Below are 23,494 nucleotides of genomic sequence, written 5' to 3' on the forward strand. Positions count from 1 at the left end.
CGCCATGAACGGCAACGTGTTCCTGGCCTATGTCGAGCAGGTGCTGGTCCCGACATTGTCGGATGGCGACGTAGTCGTCATGGACAACCTGCCCGCCCATAAGGCCGCCGGCGTGCGCGACGCGATTGAGGCCGCAGGCGCGAGCCTGCTCTACCTGCCGCCCTACAGTCCCGACTTCAATCCGATTGAGAACGCCTTCGCCAAACTCAAGGCGCTGTTGCGAGCAAAGGCCGAGAGAACCATCAAGGCTCTGTGGGACGCGGTCGGCGCGGTCGTCGACCTCTTCACCCCAGTCGAATGTGCCAACTACTTCAAAGCCGCAGGATATGAACCGGATTAAACAGGACGTGCTCTAGCCTGCCGCAGAGCATGGCCATGGTCTCGAAGTCTTCGGCGCTGCGCGCCGGCAAAACTGAAATCATCACTCGCCCCCGCGCGGAAACGCACCACCATACCACACGCGGGGCCTTGGGCGCGAACGCCCCAGAGAGCGCGTTTGCTCCGGGTCGGGCGTTACGCCGCCTGCGCCATCCGCTCCGCACTCATCCGGTAGGAAATCGCTTCGGCGAGATGGATGCGGCCGACCGTCTCGCTGGCGTCGAGGTCGGCCAGCGTGCGCGCCACTTTCAGCACGCGGTGATAGGCCCGCGCCGAAAAGCCGAGTTTTTCGCTGGCGTCCTTGAGCAGCGTCAGGCCGGCCGTATCGGGCTTGGCGATCGCCTCGATGATCGACGGCGGGCAATGTGCGTTGGTGGTGGCGCCGGCGCCCAGCTTTTCCAGCCGCTCGCGCTGCATGGCGCGGGCGCGGGCCACGCGCTGCGCCACCGAAGCACTCGTCTCGGCCTTGTCCGGCCGGATAAGATCGTTCGCCGAGACCGCCGGCACTTCGATCCTGAGGTCGATGCGGTCGAGCAACGGGCCGGAAATGCGCGCCTGATAATCGGTGCGGCAGCGGTCGCCGCGCAGGCAGCGATAGCCAGGTTCCCCCGACATGCCGCAGCGGCACGGGTTCATCGCCGCCACCAGCTGGATGCGCGCCGGATAGGTGACGCGGTGATTGGCGCGCGCGATCATGCAGTCGCCGGTCTCCAGCGGCTGGCGCAGCGCATCCAGCGTCTGCGGCGCGAATTCCGGCAATTCGTCGAGGAACAAAACGCCGTGATGGGCAAGCGAGACCTCGCCCGGCCGCGCGCGTATGCCGCCGCCGACCATCGCCGCCATCGAGGCGGAGTGGTGCGGGGCGCGGAACGGCCGCCGGTCGGTCAGCTTGCCTTCGCCAAGCTCGCCGGCAACGGAAGCGATCATCGACACTTCGAGCAGCTCCTTCGGCGCCAGCGGCGGCAGGATCGAGGGCAGGCGCTGCGCCAGCATCGACTTGCCCGAGCCTGGCGGGCCGGCCATCAGCAGGTTATGGCCGCCGGCGGCGGCCACTTCGAGAGCCCGCTTGGCGCTCTCCTGGCCCTTGATGTCGGCGAGGTCCGGCAGGTCGCGCGCCGCGAGCTGGATGCCGGCTTCGGGCCGCGACAGCACCTGCGTGCCGCGAAAATGGTTGGCGACGGCGATGAGGCTGCGCGGCGCCAGTATGTCGAAATCCTTGCCGGCCCAGGCAGCCTCTGGGCCGCAGGCGAAGGGGCAGATCAGGCCCTTGCCTTCGGCATTGGCGCCGATCGCCGCCGGCAGCGCGCCGGCCACGCCGGCGATGGTGCCGTCGAGCGACAACTCGCCCAGCACCACATAGCCGGTGAGCATGTCGCCCGGAATGGCGCCGAGCGCCGCCATCAGCCCGAGTGCGATCGGCAGGTCGTAATGGCTGCCTTCCTTGGGAAGATCCGCCGGCGCTAGGTTCACCGTGACCTTCTTCGACGGCATCGACAGGCCCGAGGCATGCAGCGCCGCCTGCACGCGCTCACGGCTCTCGGCCACCGCCTTGTCCGGAAGGCCGACGATCTGCATGCCGACCTTGCCAGGCCCGACCATCACCTGGACATCGACCGGCACGGCCTCGATGCCCTGGAAAGCCACCGTGCGAACCCGCGCCACCATTTGTCTCAAGCCCCCGATACCGGCTCGCCGCGGCCTGCGATCAGGCCGCGAGCGAAGTCAGGTAAGACAACCACAGATTTGTGGCTTAGGCAAGAACATTACGGGAACATAGGTAATTGCGAGTCTCGTTACGGCGCGGCAGTCGAACCTTGCCCGGGCAGCGGCGCCTTCGACAGCATCCTGTCCAAGCTTCGTAGGTGCGGCTTTGTAAATCGCCGGCGGTAGTAGTAAATTGCCAGGGCGGAAGACCAGTATTTTCTTCTCAGCCCTAGAAGACCGAGTATCATCTTCCGCCTGCGGGCGGATTTTAAGACCAAAGTCCCCCCAGGAATATTCAATCCCGACATGATTCTGTAGAAATTGAAAATATCTGCAAAAGGCACGCGCTTGTAGCGCCAGGGCTTGGCCGATCCCGCATAGTGGATCACCTTGGGAGGCCGCCGTTCGATCTGCATATACCGCTCTGAAAAGAAATTCCATTCCCTGTCCAGGAAGAGAACTCGTCCGCGCACCACCGTATTCAAGGCCGTCTGGTCGAGGTATCGCGAATTGGCGGTTTGCCGAACTTTTGCAAAGATCCTGTCCGCAATGCCGTCCCTGCGCCAGGCGGCGAGGTTCATCGTAAGAACGCCGGAATTGATGTATTCATTCCGGGACATTCCGACGTCATCGAGTTCCTCCTGCTCGACGAAGCCGTCAATCACGCCGGCGACCAAGTTGTCGCCCAAGTCCGCCGACCAGAGGCCGCTGAGATCGGACACCACCAGCGTATCTGCATCCATGTAGATGGCCTTGTCGCAATCAGGCAACATCTCCGGAATGAGTATCCGGGCATATGCGGCAGTCGTCAGCAGTTTGCCTCTTGTCGGCAGATCGGAAATCCGCTTGCCGTCTGCTTGGACAAGCTGACAATCAATTCCGTTTTGTTCACAAAAACGGCGAAGCTGTATCGCGGCGGCAGGCTCTATTCCTGCGTCTATAACGAAGAATGTCGCGTCGCGATTATGAATCCAGGCAGAAAAAATAAATAAAAAAAGGCCGGGTACAAAGTTATTGTCACTTGCAGTAACAATTATCATGAAATTCCGGGCCCCGGGAAAGCGGGTAGCTAAACCCGGCTGTGGTGGATGGATCGCGAGCACGCTCGCGGTCAAGGTAACACGTTAAAGTGTCCTCTAATGTATCATGCCCCGTCGATCCCTGGAAATGAAAATGGGCAGCGAAGTCGAACGCGCTCGCCGCCGACTGTCGCCATCATATGAATGACAACGATGGTTCCGCCGCGATCGCGCGCTACCCCCGCTTGCCTTCCACGCAGTCCCAGAACAGGCTGGCGATGTCGGCGCCGCCGAAGCGCTGCACCTCGCGCACGCCGGTCGGCGAGGTGACGTTGATCTCGGTCATGTAGTCGCCAATGACGTCGATGCCGACGAGGATGAAGCCGCGTTCCCTGAGTGCCGGCCCGTCGATCAGGATGATGCGCTTGTCGCCCTTGCGCACGTCCTTGAGATAACGCTGCACGATATAGGGCTCGCGGAACAGCTGGCCGAACATTTCGAGGAGCGAGGCGAGGTTGCGGTCGGCCTCGTGCAGGTGGAAGATGCCGGCACCGCCATTGCCGTAGAGCGGCTTGACGATGATGTCGCCGAACTCCTTGCGGAAGGCGGCCACCTCCATCGGGTCCTTGGTGATCAGCGTCTCCGGCATCAGGTCCGGGAATTCCGTGACGAAGATCTTTTCCGGGCTGTTGCGCACCCAGGCCGGGTCGTTGACCACCAGCGTCTTCGGATGGATGCGCTCCAATATGTGCGTGGTGGTGATGTAGTTCATGTCGAAGGGCGGGTCTTGCCTCAGCAGCACCACGTCCATCTCGGAGAGGTCGGTGCGCCCCAATTGGAACGTCACAGAAGGGTCAATCCTTCCGGTTTCGCGAACGCGAAGGTCGCGCCATATCCGGACCTTGCAGTGATGCAGTGAATGTTAAGGCCCGATGCGGACGTTGCGCCCGAGTTCGAAGACTGACCGCGACTGTTCCGCTACCTTCGCATCGATAGCGCCAATGAGCGGCGTCTCACGTCCTACTCCTTGCCTCCATCGGGAGGGATCGTTGTGGACCAGGCCCTGCTTACCCGGGCTTGTGACAGACCCGATCCAGCGCGTCTCGAAGCGCGGTGGCGGCATCGCCACGCTCGTCAGGGGACATCAGCTCCGGTTCAAGTTCCAGCCTGAGGTGCGGCAGCTCGGTTCGAACAGCACGACGAGCGGCCGCCAGATTGGCCTTCAGATCGATGACGCGGTAGGTGGCGACGGGATAGGCGATCCCCTTGACCTGGACGTGCCCCAGCTCCTCACAGTCGATTGAGTCCTTCACTTGCGCAAACGTCTCGTAGGAAATGAGGATGGCCCCCGGCGGCGCCTCCTGCTCCAGGCGCGAGGCGAGATTCACGGCGCCGCCGATTATCGTGTAGTCCATCCGGTCCTCGCTGCCGAAGTTGCCGACGGTGCAGTAGTCGGTATGGATGCCGATGCGACAGCGCAGTGGTGCCTCAATTCCGATGTCGCGCCAGATTTCGGCAAGTTCGCTCATCCGCTTCTGCATGGTTAGAGCCATCTGCACGCAAGCCAGCGCGTCCTCCTTGACGCCGCGAGTCTCGGGATCGCCAAAAAACATCAGGATCGCGTCGCCGACATATTTGTCGATCGTCGCGCCGTGATCCGAAGCAATTCTCGACATTTCCGTCAGATAGTGATTGAGGAGTTGGGTGAGATCCTCGGATTCCATCTTGTCAGTGGTCTCGGTAAAGCCGGCGATATCGGAGAAGCATATTGTCAGTTTCTTCCGCTGGCTGGCGATCCTGACCTCCTGGCGGCCGGTGAATATCGAGCGGTACACTTGGGGCGCCAGATACTTCGCCAGCTTGCTGGAAAGCGCCTCCAGAACCACGGATTTCTCGGCGAGGTTCTCCTCCCTTTGCTTCAGCTCGGTGATGTCCGAATAGACGGCGACCGTGCCGCCGGCGCTGATCCGCCGCTCGCTGATCATGACCCATCGCCCGTCGCCTCGCCGCTGCACCCAAGGTTCGCCAGGGTTGCGGTGCCGCGAGAGGCGCTCGGCGACCCACTCCTCGACCCGCCCCTCGGCGTCCCTGATGTAGCCGCGCTCGGCGGATCGGCGAATGATTTGCTCGAATGTCGTGCCGGGCGTCAGTTCGGTCTCCAGACCGGTGTAGAGCAATTCGCGGTAGCGGCTGTTGCTGAGGACGAGCCGGTCCTCCCAGTCGTACAGAGCGAATCCTTCGGAGATGCTTTCGATGGCATCGATGAGCCGCTGACGAGCTTCCGCAACGTCGCGCAGGTTCTTTTCCTCGACCTCGACAGCAGTATCCCGGAACAGTCTCAGCGCTTCGGCCATGCGCCCGATTTCGTCGCTGCCCGCGGCTGGCAGCGGCGCACGAAGGTTGCCCCCCGCAATCTCGAGCATGCCCTGGCTCACGGCCCCCAGTCGGGCGAGGAGGCTGCGGTCGACATAGAGCCAGACAACCAGAACCGAACTCAGGAGGCTGAGGAAGGCGGAGCCGAGCACAACCGCGGTGCCGTAGCGCTGGACGAGCGCGGCTTCGCGACCGGACGCAGCGATCTCCTGGTCTGCCGTGGCGACCAGGCGATCGACGCCAGCGGTGAGGTTGCGCGACAGTCGATTGTTCTCGGCCAGAAGCCTTTCGCCCTGTGCCAGGACAGCAAACTCGTCCCCCCGCGCCTTGGGGATGCTATCCTCGCCGTCGGTCAAACCTTTGAACTCGTCGACACGCTGCCGGAAGCGGGTCCGCAACTTTTCGTCGATCTCCATGGAAACCTTTTCAAGAGCAGTGAGCGAACGGCGTAGCGGAAAAAGCATCAGCGCCAGGTCGCCCGGCGTCGGCGCGTTCGCGATCTTCACCAGCGCGTCGTTGACCGCCGAGATCTCCAGCTGCGCCTTCTGCTGAGGGATGTAGGCCGCAATCGCCTGGACCAGGTCGGCCATCGCCGCTGCGCGTCGATCGGGCGACAGCGACGTGTCGGCCGCGACCGCCTGCCATTGCGGGAGCCTGGAATCCATCACCAGGATGCCGGTGGCGACAAGGCGCTGGCTTCCGGTCGTCGTCGCGGCGAGGCGGTTCAGGAGCTCCTCCTTGCGGGCGACCACGTCGAGCCGGGCGACAACAAGGGAGTCGAGCTCCTTCAGGTTGCGCCTCAGAACGATCGCGGCTTCCTCGATCTCGGCCAAAGGCACCGTGCCCAAGGTGGCATCCCGGAGGTCCGTGCGCAGGGCCTCGAGGCGGGACATCTCGAGCGCGACGGCAGCCGAGACCTCGCTGTGCTGAGCCCTGCTTGTCGCTGCCAGCACCGATGGCGCGGCAGCAGCGACCCGTTCGGCCTGGCGCGACAGCTGGAGGGAAGCGAGCGCCGACGGCACGCGATCCGTGGTAATTCGGTCGACGACATCGCCAACCTGGAGGAAGGCATAAAGCGCAGCAGCGGTCGCTAGCAACGCAAGGGCGCTGATCCCGAAAAAGGCGAGCAGCAGCCGGCCGCGTATGCCGAGGCGTTCAAGCATCTCGGCGAGTCGGGACAGTCCGGCCACACTGGTCTGCATCAGACTAGACATCTCAGCCGGCGATCAGCGAACCCTATTCAACCGGCACGTACTCTCCGCCGCGCCAGACGTACCAAACCCAGCTCTGCTTCGTGAGGTCGCCCTTGTCGTCGAAATCGACCCGGCCGATGACGGTGTCGAATTCCTGTTCGTGCAGTGCCGCAATGACGGCCTTCGGCTCCAGCGAACCTGCCTTCGAGACTGCTTGGGCCCAGGCCTGGACGGCGCCGTAGCTCAACAGCGTGTAGCCCGCGGGCTCGAAGTTCTCGGCACGGAACTGTTCAACGACCGCGGCCGCTTCGGGGCTTCGCCTCGGGTCCGCCGGGAACGTGAAGAGGGTCCCCTCCGCCGCGGGGCCGGCGATCAGGGCAAATTCCTCGGTCGCCAAAGCATCTCCGGATATGAGCTGAACCTTGTAGCCCCTGTCGTGTGCGGCGCGAGCAATCAGCGCAACCTCGGCATGATACCCACCTACATACAAGGCGGAGACGCCGGCGGTCTGCAACGCAGCGACCTCGGCTGAATAGTCATCCTTCCCGGGCGTGTAGGCGTCGTAAACGGCCTCAGTCACGCCCCGCTTGTTCAGCTGCTTCCTGGTCTCGTCGGCGAGACCCTTCCCATAGGTCGAGTTGTCGTGGAGGATCGCAATCTTCTTGCTGCCCCAATGATCGGCAAGGTAGTTGCCGGCGATGAAACCTTGCGCGTCATCGCGGCCAATGGTGCGAAAGACATTGGCACGGCCCTGTTCGGTCAGCTGCGGATTGGTCGAGCCTGGGGATATCTCGACGACGCCCGCCTCCTCGTACACTTTTGATGCGGGGATCGAGGCCCCGGAGCAATAATGCCCGACGACGAGCACGACCCCGTCAGCCACCAGCTTCTTGGCGGCCGCTACAGCTTGCTCGGGATCGCAGAAGTCGTCGACCGAGATGAGCCTCACCTTCTGGCCAAGCACGCCGCCCGCCGTGTTGACGTCGGCCACGGCCATCTCCGCGCCGCGCTGTCCCTGCTCGCCGATCCAGGCGAGGCGTCCCGTCATCGCAGCCGAGACGCCGATCAGCACCTCCGCCCGCGCGGCGCTGAACATGGCCGCGAGAACTAAGATCGCTATGGCGATGATGCGGTGCATGGGTGCATCCCTGTCGGTAGCTTACGCCAAACCCGTCAGAGCCGACAGCCCCTTGAGCAAGCGCGAGCACCCCGGCTGTGACCACAGTGCAATTGGCTAAGCGATCCTTCGCTTGAATGGCGCGGCATAACTTCGTTCGCTGGGGTCGGATTCGCGCGCCGAATCCAGACATTCCACTGGCCGGAGGGGAAGGTGCCGTTGGCTGCAGTCGACTGCGAACGGCTTGGAAATGACCGCCATAGGATCCAATACGCGCCTTTGCGACTAACTCGTTGTGCTGCGGCATAGCCGGTTAGGTCACCAGCCACGGGCGTTTGGCGACATCAACTTGGACAATCGCTAACGTCGCCTTCGACGGGAAGGAAGAAGCGAAGCCGTTCGCATGCGGTCAGTTCGCGTGGCACAGTTTGCTTCGCGAAATCGATGAGATCTTGGGGTGTCTGAAAAACCCGTATGACGCGAACGTCTTCTTCATAGGACACGATCACGATCCTCGTTCCATCTGAATTGAAGGCCGCGCGTGTCGGTGCCGGCCGCTTGTTCTCCTCCTTCGGACTGGCAAGCACTGCCATCTCGCGCCCCGCCCGCGCGGTCCAGAGCCGGGCCGTTCCGTCCTGAGTCGAGGCTGTCAGGACATAGAGACCGTTAGGACTGAATTGCGCGCTGGTCACTGCGCCGGTGTGCCCCCTGAGAACGACCCTTTCCGTTCCGTCTGGGACGCTCCAGATTCTTACGGTGCCGTCGCGTGAGGCAGTCAGGAGTGACTGACCGTCCGGGCTGAACGCGACTTCGGTGAGCTGATCGCCATGACCTCTTAGGATCGCGACGGTGCTTCCGTCCTTGACCGACCAGATCCGCGCGGTGTGGTCGAGTGAGGCTGTAGCGACCAGTTTGCCGTCCGGACTGAATGCCGCCCCGGTGACTCGGCCCTCATGCCCGACCAGTTCCTTCAGTTCGGTCCCGTTCGTTTCCAACAGGTGCGCGGCGTTGTCGCTGGTCGCGGCGAGGACGAGATCGCCGTCCGGGTTGAAAACAACCTGCCTCCCACTTGTCTGGATAGTGGCGACTTCGGCGCCAGTTGCTGTGTTCCACAACCGTGCCGTGCCGTCAGTCGAACTCGACGCCAGGATATCTCCTTTCGGACTGAACTGAACTTGAAGGAGCCCGAGAGGATATTGGAGGCGCGCGATCTCGCGTCTGCCCGCAACGTCCCAGATGAGAACTCGGCCCGAAAGGGATGCGGTTGCAACGCGACTTCCGTCAGGGCTGAACGTCGCACCGTTGACAATCTCGCCTGTGTCGAACTCGGCTATTTCATGGCCGGCTAAATCCCACAGGTGCCCTTTGGCGTCCCCGCCTCCGGTCAGAAGATGCACATTGTCAGGACTGAACACCGCAAAGGTCGGCGGATACTCGTTCATCAGATCGGTCGTGAGAACCCCGTCGACGTCCCAAAGGCGGGCGGTGCCATCGTGTGAAGCCGTGAGAAGAATATTGCTGTCGACTGGATTGAACTCGAGGTGCTCGATCAAGGCACGATGGCCGGTGATGGTGGTGAACAGCGACGCTCGACCGACGTCCCAGATGCGTATTGGACCGTTCATGGAAGCGGTGGCCAAAAGGCGATCGTTGGGGCTGAACGCGCTGTTCATTTCGACATCACGGTCGTCCCGATCGATGTCTTTCAGTTTCAAGTTGGGGGACTCTTGACCGAGAACGTCAAGCAAGAATCCCGACTTTCCGTCCCAGATTCGTGCGCTGCCATCGAGCGAGACCGTTGCAATCCGGCGGCCGTCGTGACTGAACGTTGCGCCGTGTAATTGGGTGTCGCTCTTGTGGCCAAGGAGCCTTGCGATTTCGGTTCCGTTCGATGGGTCCCAAAGCGCAGGGAAGTTGCCGTATGAAATATCCCCCCACGAGCCTACCAACAGCCGACTTCCGTCCGGGCTGAATGTGAGTGTGGATGCGTAAGTGTTAACGCGGCATTCACGGATCAGCGCGCCATCCGCGGCATTCCAGACGAAGACCTTCCGTTCTTGTGAGGTCACAAAGCTGCGACCATCCGGATTGAAGCCAGCCAATCCGTCTCCAGTGCTGGCTACGCTCAGGAGTTTCGTTCCCGTCCGGGCATCCCAGAGTGAGGCGTGACTGTTCTGCCCCGCCGTCAACACCCGGTCGCCGTTCGAATCGAACACAGCCGTTGGATAATCGCCGACCGGCGCAAGCACAGCACGCTGCGCTCCAGAGTCGGCATCCCAGATGCGCGCGGTGCCGTCCCTTGCGGCCGTAATGACCCGGCGTCCGTCCGGACTGAATCCGGCTCTCTCCACGGGTCCCTGGTGGCCCTTCAAGTTTGCAATCTCGCTACCCTTCGCGACGTCCCAAATGCGTGCGGTCTTATCGTAGGACGCGGTGACAATGCGATCACCCGTCTGATTGAAGGCTGCCTGAGTCACCCCGGCGTCGTGTTTGAAGACCGCTGTTTGGTGGTGCACCAGCAGAGCGTTGAAAAGTGCGGCCTCGGCTTCAAAGAGATATGGCCGCGCGGGCCCCGATCCACCCTTCGGCAGCGCTTCCAGCGCCAACAGGATCGCGGCCTCCGTATCACCGCTCGCCGCGGTCTGCTGCGAAAGAAACGAAATCGAAAGAGACTGATTGCGGAGCGCCTGATCGCGCGCCTCGAGGGCCTCCTTTTCGGCCGACCTCGCCTTGTCTGCGCTCTGCTCCGCCAACTCCGCTTGCCGCGTTGCTTCCTGTTGTGCTCTGAACCCGAAGAACGCGCCTGCGCCGGCCATGAGAGCCAACGCCGTCGCAACGAGGGCCGCATAGCGCGTGCGCTGCGCGAGCCGGCTCGCCGCCGCGGCCGCAAGACTGCGGCGTTCGGCCTCACGCTCGAGGCGCTCGCGTCTTGCAGCTTCGGCCGCCTCGATCCATGCCCGCTCCGCTTGTCGGTCCTTCTCCTCCCTCTGTTTCTGGGCACGAGAAGACTCTTCGATGTATTCGATGACATGATCGTCGACTTCTTCCCGTCTCGACTGCAGCAGTTCCTCGCCTTCGGCGAGACGCTTGCCGGATGGTAAGAGAAGTTCCTGGTTCCTGTTATCCGAATGCCAGCGATCGGCGTCAGCCATGAGCCGAGCCCGGGTCTCGAGGAAGCTTCTGTTTGAATTGACAATGTCGCTAGCGCGCGGCCAGCGGCCCAACAAAGCTTCGTGTGCCACGCGAACGAAGACGTGGCCTGCGGCATCCTCATCACTGACGAGGAGGCGAGCGGCGACCAACGCCTCAACGAGAGCCAATCGTTGAGGCGTGCCCGTGACTTCGGCGCGCAAGGCCGGACGTGCCGCAACAGTTTCATCGCCTGGGCGCACCGTGGTTAGGGCACGCAACACTATCGGCAGCTCCTCCTGGATGTCCGGCGGGAGAGCGTCTACGACTTCGTCGGCGCGGCGCGCGATCGCCCCATCGAGGCCGCCAAGTGCCTGATATGCAGCAAAGGTGAGGATCCGGCGCTCCCGTCCGGTCTCGTACAGAGCGTCGAGCACAAATTCGAGAAGCGGCAAAGATCTGGGATCAGCAGCTGCCGCATCCTGCAGCACATCGTCGAGCCGTCCTCGATCAGGACTCTCCTCGAAGCGGAGCCCCGCGGCGCGGGGCGGCTCGCGGATAATCTGGGCGATCTCAGGGCCGGATGGCGGCAAGAGTTCGTAGCTGGCGAGCCCATCCTTCAGCCCCGAGAAGCCGGGGACTTCGCCGCAACGGTGAAAGAAATCCGATCGGATCGTCGCAATCACCCAAGCCAGTCCACTGCCGGCGAGTGCCGCGAGGAGCCGTACCAGCACTTCGCGCGATGCCGGCTTCTCCTCCGTCGTGAACAACTCCTCCATCTGATCGACGGCAACTATCAGTCGCAGTTGCGTAGGGACCGAACCTGCGGACGCCGCGGCTTTGGCGTGGGCTTGCCGTATCAGCGCCAGAGCTCGATCGGGTGAACTCCAACAGAGTTGAGCCAGCGCTGCCGGTTCGCAAGCCAGCTCAGGGAGGGCGCCTTGGTGAAGCAGCCCCGCGGCCAGTGATGTGACCGGATCAGGACCCTCCGATGGGCGGACCAGACAGCGGCGCCAAAAATTGATGCCAGCCACTGCGCCAGGCCGAGTGATGGAAGGCAGCAGCCCTGCTCGCAGGAGAGAGGACTTGCCCGAGCCGCTCATACCATAGATGAGCAGGAATGCCTTGCCATTGGCAGCTTGCTGCTCCAGGCGTTCTATGCAGGCAGCAGTCGCCCGAGCTCGTCCGAAGAAGAGTTCAGCGTCTTCGAACTCGAAGGGGTTGAGACCTCGAAAAGGTGACGTGACCTGCTCCTCCGAAGGGAGAGGCACGCGGTAAGCGTGCACAGGCCGGGCGATGTTCTTCACCCTGTGCTCGCCAAGATCGACGAATTCGAGCGAGAGCCGATCGCGGGCCTGTGCGTAGACCGCTTCCGAAATGCACATTCCACCCGGATGTGACAGCGCTTCCAGACGGGCGGCGACGTTCACACCGTCGCCCATGAGATTGTCACCCTCGACGACAACATCGCCGAGATTGATGCCGATGCGAAAGCGTAGCCGGCTCGCCTCGGAGAGTTCGGCATTTTGTTTGTCGACTTCGAATTGGATTTCGGTGGCGCACCGAACCGCTTCGACTGGGCTCGCGAACTCGGCGACGACGCTGTCCCCAGCGCTGCCGAACACTCGGCCCTCATGTTGCTCGATCACCCGGTCAATGACCTGACGATGCGCCCGAAGTGTCGCAATCGCCCCTTCCTCGCCTCTGCCAGTCAGACGGCTGTAGCCAACTGCGTCGGCGGCGAGGACAGTGGCCAATCTGCGGTGAACGCGATCCAAGGCGCTACCCTCCCGCGATTGCGGAACATAGTAAAGGAAATGGCGCCTAGTGGGGAGAGGCACCGAATTGACCGCAAGGGGTCCGCTTCTGGTGTGCAACCCGACATTCCGCTTGTGTGGCGGCAATGACCGAGTTGGGTTGGACTATACCGTTTGAGCCGGCGACCGGAATGGACAGCTAGCGCCAGCTCCCGACATTGCCGGCCAGCCTCGCAAGTGTCGCGATACGATCCGTTGACGACCCTGGTCGCCGCAGACTTCAGCGTCAAAACAAGCTTCGGAACCTGACCTTCAGCACAGCAATTCGGGAGTGCTACCGAGTGAAATTCATTCGCCACATTGGCTCCGGTCACATCGAAGCTGCCCAAGTTTCAAGACGTTGGGCACCGTTAGAACGCGCATCTGAAAGATCCTGTCGGTCTCGCCCCTGTGGTCGTCCCATGGCACGGATGAGGACGACCACTGTTTGCCGCGGCGCCCGAGACGGCTCGCGATACGCGTGAGCCGCAGATGCTTTTCCGTGCTATGATGGGCTTGCAATCTTGACCTCGGCAATATGGCAGAGGCCGAACGCTGTTTGCTCTGGCGCGGGAGTTGCGCCCAGCACGGGCCCAACCCGGAATGTGGTGTTGCTGCCTTTTGCCGACTGAGCTTGGGCGAGGAGTTTGTCCATGTCCATGTGTAGTGTTGACCGCCAACTGCAGCCGGGCGACCCAGCGCCCAATATAGTGCTCGATGCTATCTCGCGCGAAGGCAAGATTGCGCTCGATGATTTTCGAGGCCGTAGCCCGTTGTTGATCGGTTTGTTTCGCGGTCTGCACTGTCCGTTCTGCCGCCGTCACGTCGCGACCATGGCGCAACTCAATCCGGCTCTGCATGAGAAAGGCGTCGAATGCCTGGCAGTGGTCAATACGCCGGTCGAACGGGCAAGGCTCTATTTCCGCTACCACCCGATGCCCCACCTTCTCGCCGCGTCCGACCCGGAGCGGACCTCGCATCGTGCTTTCGGCTTGCGCGAGGTCGGGATGGACACGGTCACGGCGATACGGATTGACCTTCCGGGCGAGTTGCCAGAGCCTATGGACGTGATGGCAATGAACGAGTTTCTCAACAAGAAGGAAGGATATGAGATTACGGAAGCCGATCAGCAGATGATGGCTTCCGGCCAGGGGCAGCTTGTCGGTCAGTTCCTAATCGACCGGGAGGGCATCGTGCGCTGGAGCTTCACTGAAGTTCTGGAGGTTGGTCTCCAAACGTTCAGGGCGCCGAAACCCGAGGAACTGATATCGGTAGCGTCCCAGGTCGCACATCAATAGGCTGCCGAGAAATTCGCTCGACGACCGCGCCCTGTAACGACCTGGTCCAGAACGTATTGGAACGAATCCGTCACGAAGCCGATTTCGACGCCATTCGTGCGGCTTCTTCGTTCGCTTGGCTTGTGACGCACAGCTGCCCCGGACGGGCGCCGATCTGCATCAGAATCTGAAGGTCCTGCGAAGCAGACGGGGAGTTGATTACCCTCGCTTGCCTTCCACGCAGTCCCAGAACAGGCTGGCGATGTTGGCGCCGCCGAAGCGCTGCACCTCGCGCACGCCGGTCGGCGAGGTGACATTGATCTCGGTCATGTAGTCGCCAATGACGTCGATGCCGACGAGGATGAAGCCGCGTTCCCTCAGCGCCGGCCCGATGCGGGCGCAGATCTCGCGTTCGCGCTCGGTCAGCTCGGTCTTCTCGGCGCGGCCGCCGACATGCATGTTGGAGCGGGAATCGTGCTCGGCCGGCACGCGGTTGATGGCGCCCACCGGCTCGCCGTCGATCAGGATGATGCGCTTGTCGCCCTTGCGCACGTCCTTGAGATAACGCTGCACGATATAGGGCTCGCGGAACAGCTGGCCGAACATTTCGAGCAGCGAGGCGAGGTTGCGGTCGGCCTCGTGCAGGTGGAAGATGCCGGCACCGCCATTGCCGTAGAGCGGCTTGACGATGATGTCGCCGAACTCCTTGCGGAAGGTGGCCACTTCCATCGGGTCCTTGGTGATCAGCGTCTCCGGCATCAGGTCCGGGAATTCCGTAACGAAGATCTTCTCGGGGCTGTTGCGCACCCAGGCCGGGTCGTTGACCACCAGTGTCTTCGGATGGATGCGCTCCAATATGTGGGTGGTGGTGATGTAGTTCATGTCGAAGGGCGGGTCTTGCCTGAGCAGCACTACGTCCATCTCGGAGAGGTCGGTGCGCACCTTCTCGCCCAGCCAATAGTGGTTGCCCTTCTCGTCGCGCACCTGCATCTCCTCGACGCGCGCGAACACCTTGCCGTCACGCATCGACAGCCGGTCGGGCGTGTAGTGAAAAAGCTTGTGGCCGCGCCGCTGCGCCTCCAGCGACAGCGCGAAGCTCGTGTCGCCGGCGATCGACACGGTGGAGACATGGTCCATCTGGACAGCGATATTCAACGGCATTTTGCGCTCCGGCGATCTTGGTCGCCCGATATAAGGAAATCGGCGGCGTCTGCCAATCGTGCTTGCTTGGTGCAGAAGCTTAGCGGTCGAAGACTAGGCGCGAATAGCCGAAGAACGAGAGCGTCATGGCGATGATCGAGGCCAAGGCGAGCGCCGCCAGCGGCGGCAAGGCCGGCAATGCGAAGAGCAGGGCGCAGTAGACCATGTAGTTGACGATGCTGGTGGCGACGCCGACGCCGCCATAGCGCGCGCCTTCCTGCGCGATGCCCCGGCTCGACGGCGAGAAGGTCATACGGCGGTTGACCTGCCAGGTGACGCAGAGTGCGAAGCCGATCGACAGCGCGCGCGCGCCCAGGGGCCCGAGCGGCGTGGCGGAAAGCAGCAGCCAGAGCGCCGCCGCGTCGGCGACGAAGCCGATGCCGCCGGCGAGGGCGAAGCGGACGAGGCGGCCCATCATGCCGCCCGCGGGGCCTTGCCCGGCTCGCTCTTCGGCAAGGCCTGCCCGGATACAACGCGCTCGGCGCGGCCGGAGGAAATCGACAGATAGAAGATGCGCTTCTGCTCGGCCCGGCCGCGCGAGACGGAATCAAGGATCAGCCCCGTCATCATCGACAGCATCGCCAACAGCAGCATACCGATCGACAGCACCCAGGTCGGCATGCGCGGCACCAGCCCGGTCTCGGCAAATTCGACCAGCACCGGGATCATCAGTCCGATGCTGGCCGCCAGGAAGAACAGCGCGAAGGTGCCGAAGAAGCGCAGCGGCTGCGTCTCCTTCACCAGCATGGCGAACATCCACAGGATCCTGGCGCCGTCGCGGAAGGTCGACAGTTTCGACGACGAGCCTTCCGGGCGGCGGCCGTAATCGAGCGCCATCTCGCTCACCGGCAGCTTGAGCTGCGAGGCATGCACCGACATCTCCGTCTCGATCTCGAAGCCCCCGGATACGGCCGGGAAGCTCTTGACGAAGCGGCGGGAAAAGACCCGGTAACCGGAGAAGATATCGGTGAAATCGGTCCCGAACAGGCCCTTGTAGAGCCGGTTGAAGACGCGGTTGCCGAAGGCATGGCCGTTGCGGCCGGCATCGTCGGTCACGCCGCGCCTTGTGCCCACCACCATGTCGGAGCGTTCGGTTTGCAGAACGTTGATCAGCTGCGGCGCATCTTCGGGCGCATAGGTGCCGTCGCCGTCGGCCATCACATAGATGTCCGCGTCGATGTCGGCGAACATGCGGCGCACCACATTGCCCTTGCCCTGGCGCGGCTCGCGCACGACGATGGCGCCGGCGGCGCGGGCTTTCAGCGCCGTCAGGTCCTTGGAATTGTTGTCGTAGACATAGATCGCGGCCGAAGGCAGGGTCTCGCGAAACCGTCGCACGACCTCGCCGATCGTCAGTTCCTCGTTGTAGCAAGGCAGGAGCACGGCGATGACCGGCTCGTGGCGGACTGCATGCGGCATGTCTGTCTCCGGGCGCGCGACCAGCCTCCGGCAGTCGCTGCGCCGGCCCGTCGGGCTGCTTTACTATTTATTGAAGCCGTTAAGGCTAGGTTTAAACCGATCCTCTCCCTTCAAAGGCTACGGCAATGGGCAAAGCTGAAAGCGGCGCCGCCACCTGGAAGTCCGATCTCATGCTGGCGCTGCTGGCTGCCTCGCTCGCGTTCGCGCTCGATGCGTGGGCCGGCTTCGGCCAACTGACCGATGCAGGCGGCGACAGCGACAATCTGCTGCGCCTCGTCGAGGTCCGCGACCTGCTCGCCGGCCAGGGCTGGTTCGACCTGCACCAGTACCGGATGGGGCTGGAAGGCGGCTTCGTCATGCACTGGTCGAGGCTGGTCGACGCGCCGATCGCCGCCATCGTCCTTGCCGCCTCCGCGCTCACCGGCAGCAGGCCGCTTGCCGAGGATGTGGCGCAGGTGCTGTGGCCGGCGCTGCTGCTCTGGTCGACCTTGTTCTTCACGGCCCGCGCCGCGCGCTCTTTCGGCGGCGGCGCCGCGGTGCTGCCTGCCATCCTGATCGGTGGCGCCGGCTATTATTTCGTCGGCATCTACGATCCCGGCGCGCTCGATCACCATAACGTCCAGCTGATGCTCACCATGGCGAGCCTCGCTTTGCTGCTCGAGGCGCCGGCGCCGCGCGGGGCAGCGCTGTTTTCCGGCCTCTGCGCCGCGCTGACGCTCGCCGTCGGTATGGAAACCGTGCCCTACGTCGCCACCATCGGCGTGTGCGTGTCGCTGCTGTTCGTTGTCGATGCGGGCAGCGAGCGGGCGATCGCCCGCGATTTCGGCCTCGGCTTCGCCGGCATCGCGGCGCTTGTCTTCGTCACCACCATCCCGCCTTCCGCCTGGGGCGTGGCGCAATGCGATGCCTTTTCGGTGGCGCAGTTCGCAGTCGCGGCAATTGCCGGCACCGGCCTGGCGGCGATCGCCTCGATCGAGCCCGCCGCCCGCCGCTGGCAGCGCAGGCTGGCGTCGCTCGCCGCGCTCGGCGTCGCTCTCGCCGTCGTCGTGGTGGCGCTGTTCCCGCAATGCCTCGCCGCGCCTTATGCCAATCTCGACCCGCGCCTCAAGGAATTGTGGCTCGACCATATCGACGAGGCCCAGTCGCTGTTCACGCTGCTTGTCCGCGATCCGGCGCGCGTCGCGGCGCGCTACGCGACGCCGCTGGTCGCGATCATCCTGATGGCGCAGCACTTCCGTCGCGGCGGCTGGCGCCGGCAGGACAGCCTCGTCGCCGCGCTGCTCGTCGTCGCCTTCCTGGTCGGCGCCTGGCAGGTGCGCGGCACCACCTTCTCGATCGCTTTCGCGGTCATTCCGCTGTCGGCATGGATCGCCAAATGGCGGGCGCGGGCCGAAACCAGCTCTTCGCCCGGCGTGGCGCTGCGGCTGGCGGCCGTCTGGCTGGTTTCGATCAACCCGGTCTGGACCGGTGTTGCCGCCGCCGCCTCGGTGGCGTTTGAAAAGGGCACGGCCGTCGGCGACGGCGGTGCCACGGACAAGACATGCGAGAAAAAGGCCACCTTTGCGCCGCTTGCCGGCATGACCGGCACCACCGTGCTGGCGATCTCCAATCTCGGCGCGCCGGTCCTCGCCTATAGCGGCCACCGCGTCTTCGCCGGTCCTTATCACCGTAATGTCGCCGGCAATCTCCTGGCCCTCGACGCCTTTCTCGGCTCGGCCGATGACGCGCGCGCAATCGTCGAGTCGCATCGTGTCGGCCTCGTCGCCATCTGCCCCGGCAACGGCGAGAACCGGATCCTGACTCAGAAGGCGCCGCAGGGCTTCCTTGCCGGCTTGCTGCGCGGCAGCGTCCCGGACTGGCTCGAGCCGGTCAGCGGGAAGGGCAGCCCGATCGAGCTCTACCGCGTCAGGCAAGCCGGCTAAAAGCAGCGGCCCCCGGTCCGGAGTTGCTTGAAGACAGAAGCCGGACTCCCAGGAAAGAAAGTATTCGGCATTTAAATTAGAGATTTCGCATAAACGAATATTCGAGGCGGGTCCGCGTTCCTTGCCGAAAGCTGAACCCCTTCCGCGACGAGGCAGCTTTTGGGCGATGGAAAATCGATTTTCCGATACTCTTCCTAAACGCTTTGCTGCCAGTCTGGCCGACAATACCGACATAAGAACAGAGGCATGATGCAAACGACCTTTGGCACCGGTCAGCCAGGCAAGGAAAACACGGATCTGGCCTTCACCGATCCGTTGACCGGGCTTGGCAATCATCGTCGCTTCTTTGACAAGGTCGATCGCCTGATCAGCGACCGCGCCGACGATCCCGCGCCCTTCACGGTCGGCATCCTCGACCTCGACGGCTTCAAGCCGATCAACGACCTGTTCGGCCACAAGGCCGGCGACGACATCCTGATCCAGGTGGCGATGCGGCTGCGCGCCTCGATGGACGGCCATTCCGCCGTCTGCCGCATCGGCGCCGACGAGTTTGCCTATCTTTATCCAATGGTGTTCAGCGAGGAGCAGGCGGCCGAGAAATCGCGCATGCTGATCGAGATCCTGTCGGCGCCTTATGACGTCGGCGAGCGCACCGCCAGGCTCTCGGCCTCGGTCGGCTGCTCGCTGTTCTATTCCGGTGACGAGACCACCGAGATCCTGATCAACAAGGCCGAGACCGCGCTCTATCACGCCAAGCGTTCGGGCCGCGGCCGCGTCGTCGTCTACACCCGCGAGATGGAGGAGGCGGCCAAGCGCGTCACCCGCATCGAGCAGGCGCTGCGCCGCGCCGTCTCGGCCGGCGAGGTCGAGCCGCATTTCCAGCCCATCGTCGACTTGAGCAGCCGCCGCACCATCGGCTTCGAGACGCTGGCGCGCTGGACCGATCGCGATCTCGGCGTCGTGCCGCCCAGCGTCTTCATCCCGATCGCCGAGGAGCGCGGCATCATCGGTCCGCTGTCGCAGCTGGTGCTGCGCAAGGCGGCCGAAGCGGCGCGCAGCTGGCCGAAGGAGCTGTTCCTCTCCTTCAACCTGTCGCCCTCCCAGCTCGTCGACCAGAACACCGGCTTGCACATCCTGGCCATCCTCGACCGCACCGGCTTCGATCCGCGCCGGCTGGAGATCGAGATCACCGAAACCGGCCTGATGAACGATCCGGCCTCCGCCGAGAAGATCGTCGAGGACCTGCGCCGCGTCGGCATCCGCGTCTCGCTCGACGATTTCGGCACCGGCCAATCGTCGCTTGGCCGCCTGCGCGAGTTCCATTTCGACAAGCTCAAGATCGACCGCGCCTTCGTCTCCTCCATCCTCGACGACCGGCCATCGGAACACATCATCCGTGCCATCCTCGCCATGTGCGAAGGGCTTGGCATGGATGTCGTGGCCGAGGGTATCGAGGACGAGGCGCAGGCCGACCGTCTCGTCCAGTTCGGTTGCGCCGGCGGGCAGGGTTATCTGTTCGGCAAGCCGGTCGATGCCGACGCCACGCTAGGCTACCTGCGCGATTCCTATCGCGGCGCGTTGCACGCCAAGGCGATCTGACGGCTATCTCCCAACTGGCGTCGATCGGAGCGCCCTCGCTCGGGCGCGAGGGCGTTTTGTCCGACATAAGGTTCGGAATCCGCGCTTTGGCCCTTGCCCCAAGGGCCGGCATGGCTAGGATGCGCGCCGGCCAAATGGGAGAAAAGATGATGATGCCATCGGCGCGGTTCGCCGACCTCGACGGCGCCTCGGTGCTGATCACCGGCGGCGGCTCCGGCATCGGCGCGGCGCTGACCGAAGGCTTTATGCGGCAGGGCGCCCGGGTTGCTTTCATCGACATAGCCGACAAGTCCAGCGCGGCGCTTGCCGACCGGCTGGAAAAGGAGCTTGGCCGCCGCCCGCTCTATATCAAGGCCGACCTGCGTGACGTCGAGGCGCTGCGCGCTGCCGCGGCAAAGGCAGCCGAAGCGCATGGCGATGTCACCGTGCTCGTCAACAACGCCGCGCTCGACGACCGTCATGCGGTGGAAGACGTCACGGTCGAGTTCTGGGACAACAACCTCGCCATCAATCTGCGGCCGCATTTCTTCACCGCGCAGGCGGTGGCGCCCGGCATGAAGCGCGCCGGCGGCGGTTCGATCGTCAACTTCACCTCCACCTCCTACCTCATCAACCACCCTGACATGCCGGCCTATACCGCGGCCAAGGCGGGTATACTCGGCCTCACCAAGGGCCTCGCCGGCAAGCTCGGCGCCGACCGTATCCGCGTCAACGCGGTGGCGCCCGGCTGGGTCATCACCGAGCGCCAGCGCGAGCTCTGGGTCACGGATGAGGGGCTCGCCGCCCATGTCGCCAAGCAGTGCATCAAGGAGGTCATGCAGCCCGACGACATGGTGGGCACGGTGCTTTTCCTGGCCTCGGACGCCTCGCGCATGCTGACCGCCCAGATGCTGATCGTCGACGGAGGCTTCCTGTGAGCCCGGCGCCCGCGGTTGCCGCGCTCGACTGGGGCACGACGCGGCTCAGGGCCTGGTTGCTCGACGGCGCGGGCAAGGTGCTTGCTGAGCGCCGCGGCGACGACGGGCTGATCACCGCGCGCGAAAAAGGTTTTGCCAAGGTGCTGGAAGGTCACCTTGCCGCCTTGGGTGCGCCGCAGACGCTGCCCGTCATCATCTGCGGCATGGCCGGCTCGCGCCAGGGCTGGATCGAAGCGCCTTACGTCACGGTCCCGGCGCCGATCGGCGCCATTTTGCGCGGCGCCGCCCGCGTCGAAGGCTCGAGCCGCGACATCCGCATCGTGCCCGGCCTCGCCCAGCGTCTGGCCGACGCGCCGGATGTGATGCGCGGCGAGGAAACCCAGCTTGCCGGCGCCGGTTTGCCGGCAAAAGGACGCCATCTCGTCTGCATGCCGGGCACGCATTCGAAATGGGTCGCGGTCGGGGACGGCGCGGTCGAGGGCTTCGGCACCTGGCCGACCGGCGAGCTCTATTCGGTGCTCTCCGCGCATTCGATCCTCAAACATTCGCTGGGCGAGCATCCGGCGCCGGTTGCGGCAGACAGCCCGTTCTTCGCCCAATGGTGCCAGCGCGCGCTTGGCGAGGGCGGCGACATCACTTCGAAGCTGTTTGCCATTCGCGCCGCCGGCCTTCTGCAGCATCTGCAGGCCGACGATGCCGCGGCATGCCTGTCCGGACTTTTGATCGGCGGCGAGATCGCCTCGGCGAGGCGACGCTACGGCGCAAGCGAGGCGCCGGTGGCGCTGATCGCCTCCGGCGCGCTGGCCACGCTTTATGGGGCGGCGCTCGACCTTGCCGGCCTTGCCTTTCGCACGGTGGACGCCGATGAAGCGGTGCGCGCCGGCCTTGTCGAGGCCGCGCGCGAGAACGGCATGATTGGAGACGCCCAGTGACCCAGACCCAGACCGCAGCTTTCCCGAAATTGAGGCGCGGCCTTGTCGCCATCCTGCGCGGTTTGAAGCCCTCCGAAGCGGTGGCGATCGGCCGGGCGATCCATGACGCCGGCATCGAGGCGATCGAAGTGCCGCTCAATTCGCCGGAGCCGTTCGCCTCCATCGCCAGCCTCGTCGAGGCGCTTCCGCAAACGGCGCTGATCGGCGCCGGCACGGTGCTGAGCGCCGCCGATGTCGACGCCTTGCACGAGGCCGGCGGGCGCCTGCTGGTCAGCCCCAACATCGATGCCGAGGTCATGGGCCGCGCCATGCATCACGGCATGGTGACGATGCCCGGCGTGTTCACGCCCACCGAAGCCTTCCAGGCGATCCGGCTCGGCGCCTCGGCGCTGAAATTCTTTCCAGCGAGCGTGCTGGGATCGAGCGGCATCGCTGCGATCCGCGCGGTTTTGCCACCGACCACCTTGATCGGCGCCGTCGGCGGCGTTTCCGACAAGGATTTTGCCGGCTACAAGCCGGTTGGCGTCAGCGTCTTCGGCTTGGGCTCGAGCCTCTACAAACCGGGGGCGACGGTCGCCGACGTGAGCCAGCGCGCCCGCGCCGCGGTCGCCGCCTGGGACGAAGCCTTCGGAGGATGAACATGGATGGCGTTTCGGTTTTTTCCGACCATATCTGCGAGCTCGGCGAGGGACCGAGCTACGATCCGGGCACCGACACGCTGTTCTGGTTCGACATCGTCAACGGCAAGCTGCTCGAAAAACCGCTCGCCGGGGCGCTGAAAGTCCATGATCTCGGCGTCATGGCCAGCGCCATCGCCGTCATCGACGACGATAGGCAACTCATCGCCACCGAGATCGGCTTGCAGGTCAGGGACGTCAAGACGGGCAAGCTGACCTTGCACACGCCGATCGAGGCCGACAATCCGGCGACGCGTTCCAACGATTCCCGCGTCCATCCTTGCGGCGCCTTCTGGACCGGCACGATGGGCAAAGGCGAGGAGAAGGGCGCCGGCTCGATCTACTGGTTCTTCAAGGGCGAGCTGCGCCGGCTGTTTTCCGACATCACCGTGTCGAACTCGATCTGCTTTTCCGAAGATGGCGCGACCGCCTATTACACCGACACCGCGACCGGGCTGCTGATGCGCGTTGTCTGTGATCCGGCGACCGGCCTGCCCGCGGGCGAACCGAAGGTCTTCGTCGATCATCGCTCCTCGAAGGGTTATGTCGACGGTTCCGTCGTCGACCGCGACGGTGTGCTGTGGAACGCGGTCTGGGGCGGCAAGGCGGTGAAGGCCTATTCGCCGGACGGCGCGCTGCTGCGCGAGATCGCGATGCCGGTGACGCAGGCCTCTTGCCCGGCTTTCATTGGCCAGAAGGCCGACCGCCTGGCGGTGACCTCGGCCTGGAAAGGCAAGGACGAAAAGCAGCGCGCCCTCGATCCGCAGGCTGGCATGACCTTCCTGCTCGACATTCCGGTCAGGGGCCGCCTCGAGCCGCGCGTGCTGATCGCCTGATCTATC

16 protein-coding genes and 1 pseudogene are annotated in these 23,494 nt (G+C 64.0%); 8 read left to right on the plus strand and 9 right to left on the minus strand.

Translation table 11 applies throughout. The features are described 5' to 3' along the window. The coding region (locus F3H96_RS24985; RefSeq protein ID WP_149804355.1) for a transposase at window positions 1-340 on the plus strand (340 nt) is incomplete at its 5' end. Window positions 341-513: 173 nt separating this feature from the next. On the opposite strand, the gene F3H96_RS24990 is transcribed toward F3H96_RS24985, so the two are convergent. The 6 genes and pseudogenes from F3H96_RS24990 to F3H96_RS25015 all read right to left on the minus strand — a co-directional run bounded on the left by F3H96_RS24990 (window position 514) and on the right by F3H96_RS25015 (window position 12,691). Beyond that, window positions 514-2,043 (minus strand): YifB family Mg chelatase-like AAA ATPase, encoded by a 1,530-nt coding sequence (locus tag F3H96_RS24990; RefSeq protein WP_149804356.1) that lies wholly within the window; start codon window positions 2,041-2,043, stop codon window positions 514-516. Between the two features lie 128 nt (window positions 2,044-2,171). Continuing rightward, on the minus strand, window positions 2,172-3,197 hold the full coding sequence (locus tag F3H96_RS24995; RefSeq protein ID WP_149804357.1) for a glycosyltransferase family 8 protein: 1,026 nt from the start codon (window positions 3,195-3,197) through the stop codon (window positions 2,172-2,174). Between the two features lie 139 nt (window positions 3,198-3,336). Beyond that, window positions 3,337-4,005, minus strand: a pseudogene (locus tag F3H96_RS25000) (glutathione synthase); the annotation flags it as partial. A gap of 163 nt (window positions 4,006-4,168) precedes the next feature. After that, window positions 4,169-6,637: an adenylate/guanylate cyclase domain-containing protein gene (locus tag F3H96_RS25005; RefSeq protein ID WP_149804444.1), complete on the minus strand. Its 2,469-nt coding sequence runs from the start codon at window positions 6,635-6,637 to the stop codon at window positions 4,169-4,171. A gap of 73 nt (window positions 6,638-6,710) precedes the next feature. Then, a complete protein-coding gene (locus F3H96_RS25010; protein ID WP_149804358.1) occupies window positions 6,711-7,805 on the minus strand; it encodes a branched-chain amino acid ABC transporter substrate-binding protein in 1,095 nt (364 codons plus the stop codon). A 323-nt stretch (window positions 7,806-8,128) separates the two neighbouring features. Continuing rightward, window positions 8,129-12,691, minus strand: a complete 4,563-nt coding sequence (locus F3H96_RS25015) for an adenylate/guanylate cyclase domain-containing protein (RefSeq protein ID WP_149804359.1) — start codon at window positions 12,689-12,691, stop codon at window positions 8,129-8,131. 671 nt (window positions 12,692-13,362) lie between these two features. Here F3H96_RS25015 and F3H96_RS25020 point away from each other — a divergent pair. Beyond that, window positions 13,363-14,007, plus strand: a complete 645-nt coding sequence (locus tag F3H96_RS25020; protein ID WP_149804360.1) for a peroxiredoxin-like family protein — start codon at window positions 13,363-13,365, stop codon at window positions 14,005-14,007. 198 nt (window positions 14,008-14,205) lie between these two features. On the opposite strand, the gene gshB is transcribed toward F3H96_RS25020, so the two are convergent. The 3 genes from gshB to F3H96_RS25035 all read right to left on the minus strand — a co-directional run bounded on the left by gshB (window position 14,206) and on the right by F3H96_RS25035 (window position 16,605). Beyond that, window positions 14,206-15,147 carry a glutathione synthase gene (gene gshB, locus F3H96_RS25025; protein WP_149804361.1) on the minus strand — a complete coding sequence of 314 codons (942 nt, stop codon included), beginning with the start codon at window positions 15,145-15,147 and terminating at the stop codon, window positions 14,206-14,208. A gap of 79 nt (window positions 15,148-15,226) precedes the next feature. Then, window positions 15,227-15,601 (minus strand): GtrA family protein, encoded by a 375-nt coding sequence (locus tag F3H96_RS25030; protein ID WP_149804362.1) that lies wholly within the window; start codon window positions 15,599-15,601, stop codon window positions 15,227-15,229. Beyond that, the gene (locus F3H96_RS25035) at window positions 15,601-16,605 is read right to left on the minus strand and encodes a glycosyltransferase (RefSeq protein WP_149804363.1); all 1,005 of its coding nucleotides are present in this window, start codon (window positions 16,603-16,605) and stop codon (window positions 15,601-15,603) included. The genes F3H96_RS25030 and F3H96_RS25035 overlap by 1 nt, the downstream gene beginning before the upstream one ends. Before the next feature lie 125 nt (window positions 16,606-16,730). Here F3H96_RS25035 and F3H96_RS25040 point away from each other — a divergent pair, with 125 nt between their 5' ends. From F3H96_RS25040 to F3H96_RS25065, 6 genes are all read left to right on the plus strand, one after another. Next, complete coding sequence (locus F3H96_RS25040) at window positions 16,731-18,527, plus strand: GtrA family protein (RefSeq protein WP_149804364.1); 1,797 nt, start codon at window positions 16,731-16,733, stop codon at window positions 18,525-18,527. Window positions 18,528-18,776: 249 nt separating this feature from the next. Continuing rightward, the gene (locus F3H96_RS25045) at window positions 18,777-20,126 is read left to right on the plus strand and encodes an EAL domain-containing protein (RefSeq protein WP_149804445.1); all 1,350 of its coding nucleotides are present in this window, start codon (window positions 18,777-18,779) and stop codon (window positions 20,124-20,126) included. Between the two features lie 149 nt (window positions 20,127-20,275). Continuing rightward, window positions 20,276-21,043: an SDR family oxidoreductase gene (locus F3H96_RS25050; protein ID WP_149804446.1), complete on the plus strand. Its 768-nt coding sequence runs from the start codon at window positions 20,276-20,278 to the stop codon at window positions 21,041-21,043. Continuing rightward, a complete protein-coding gene (locus F3H96_RS25055; protein WP_149804365.1) occupies window positions 21,040-21,975 on the plus strand; it encodes a 2-dehydro-3-deoxygalactonokinase in 936 nt (311 codons plus the stop codon). The genes F3H96_RS25050 and F3H96_RS25055 overlap by 4 nt, the downstream gene beginning before the upstream one ends. Then, window positions 21,972-22,613: a 2-dehydro-3-deoxy-6-phosphogalactonate aldolase gene (locus F3H96_RS25060; RefSeq protein ID WP_149804366.1), complete on the plus strand. Its 642-nt coding sequence runs from the start codon at window positions 21,972-21,974 to the stop codon at window positions 22,611-22,613. The genes F3H96_RS25055 and F3H96_RS25060 overlap by 4 nt, the downstream gene beginning before the upstream one ends. After that, window positions 22,610-23,488, plus strand: a complete 879-nt coding sequence (locus tag F3H96_RS25065; RefSeq protein WP_149804367.1) for an SMP-30/gluconolactonase/LRE family protein — start codon at window positions 22,610-22,612, stop codon at window positions 23,486-23,488. Before F3H96_RS25060 ends, F3H96_RS25065 begins: the two co-directional genes overlap by 4 nt. Window positions 23,489-23,494 lie beyond the last annotated feature (6 nt).

Source organism: Mesorhizobium sp. NFR06 (assembly GCF_900115245.1).
In the GTDB taxonomy this organism is placed as follows: Bacteria; Pseudomonadota; Alphaproteobacteria; order Rhizobiales; family Rhizobiaceae; genus Mesorhizobium.

Bases quoted from the DNA above. Each gene is read 5' to 3' on its own strand.
- F3H96_RS25040 (WP_149804364.1), top strand. From the start codon at position 16,731: ATGGGCAAAGCTGAAAGCGGCGCCGCCACCTGGAAGTCCGATCTCATG.
- F3H96_RS25005 (WP_149804444.1), bottom strand. From the start codon at position 6,637: ATGCTTGAACGCCTCGGCATACGCGGCCGGCTGCTGCTCGCCTTTTTC.
- F3H96_RS25065 (WP_149804367.1), top strand. From the start codon at position 22,610: ATGAACATGGATGGCGTTTCGGTTTTTTCCGACCATATCTGCGAGCTC.
- F3H96_RS25030 (WP_149804362.1), bottom strand. From the start codon at position 15,601: ATGGGCCGCCTCGTCCGCTTCGCCCTCGCCGGCGGCATCGGCTTCGTC.
- F3H96_RS25045 (WP_149804445.1), top strand. From the start codon at position 18,777: ATGCAAACGACCTTTGGCACCGGTCAGCCAGGCAAGGAAAACACGGAT.
- gshB (WP_149804361.1), bottom strand. From the start codon at position 15,147: ATGCCGTTGAATATCGCTGTCCAGATGGACCATGTCTCCACCGTGTCG.
- F3H96_RS25050 (WP_149804446.1), top strand. From the start codon at position 20,276: ATGATGCCATCGGCGCGGTTCGCCGACCTCGACGGCGCCTCGGTGCTG.
- F3H96_RS25020 (WP_149804360.1), top strand. From the start codon at position 13,363: ATGTCCATGTGTAGTGTTGACCGCCAACTGCAGCCGGGCGACCCAGCG.
- F3H96_RS24990 (WP_149804356.1), bottom strand. From the start codon at position 2,043: ATGGTGGCGCGGGTTCGCACGGTGGCTTTCCAGGGCATCGAGGCCGTG.
- F3H96_RS25035 (WP_149804363.1), bottom strand. From the start codon at position 16,605: ATGCCGCATGCAGTCCGCCACGAGCCGGTCATCGCCGTGCTCCTGCCT.
- F3H96_RS25010 (WP_149804358.1), bottom strand. From the start codon at position 7,805: ATGCACCGCATCATCGCCATAGCGATCTTAGTTCTCGCGGCCATGTTC.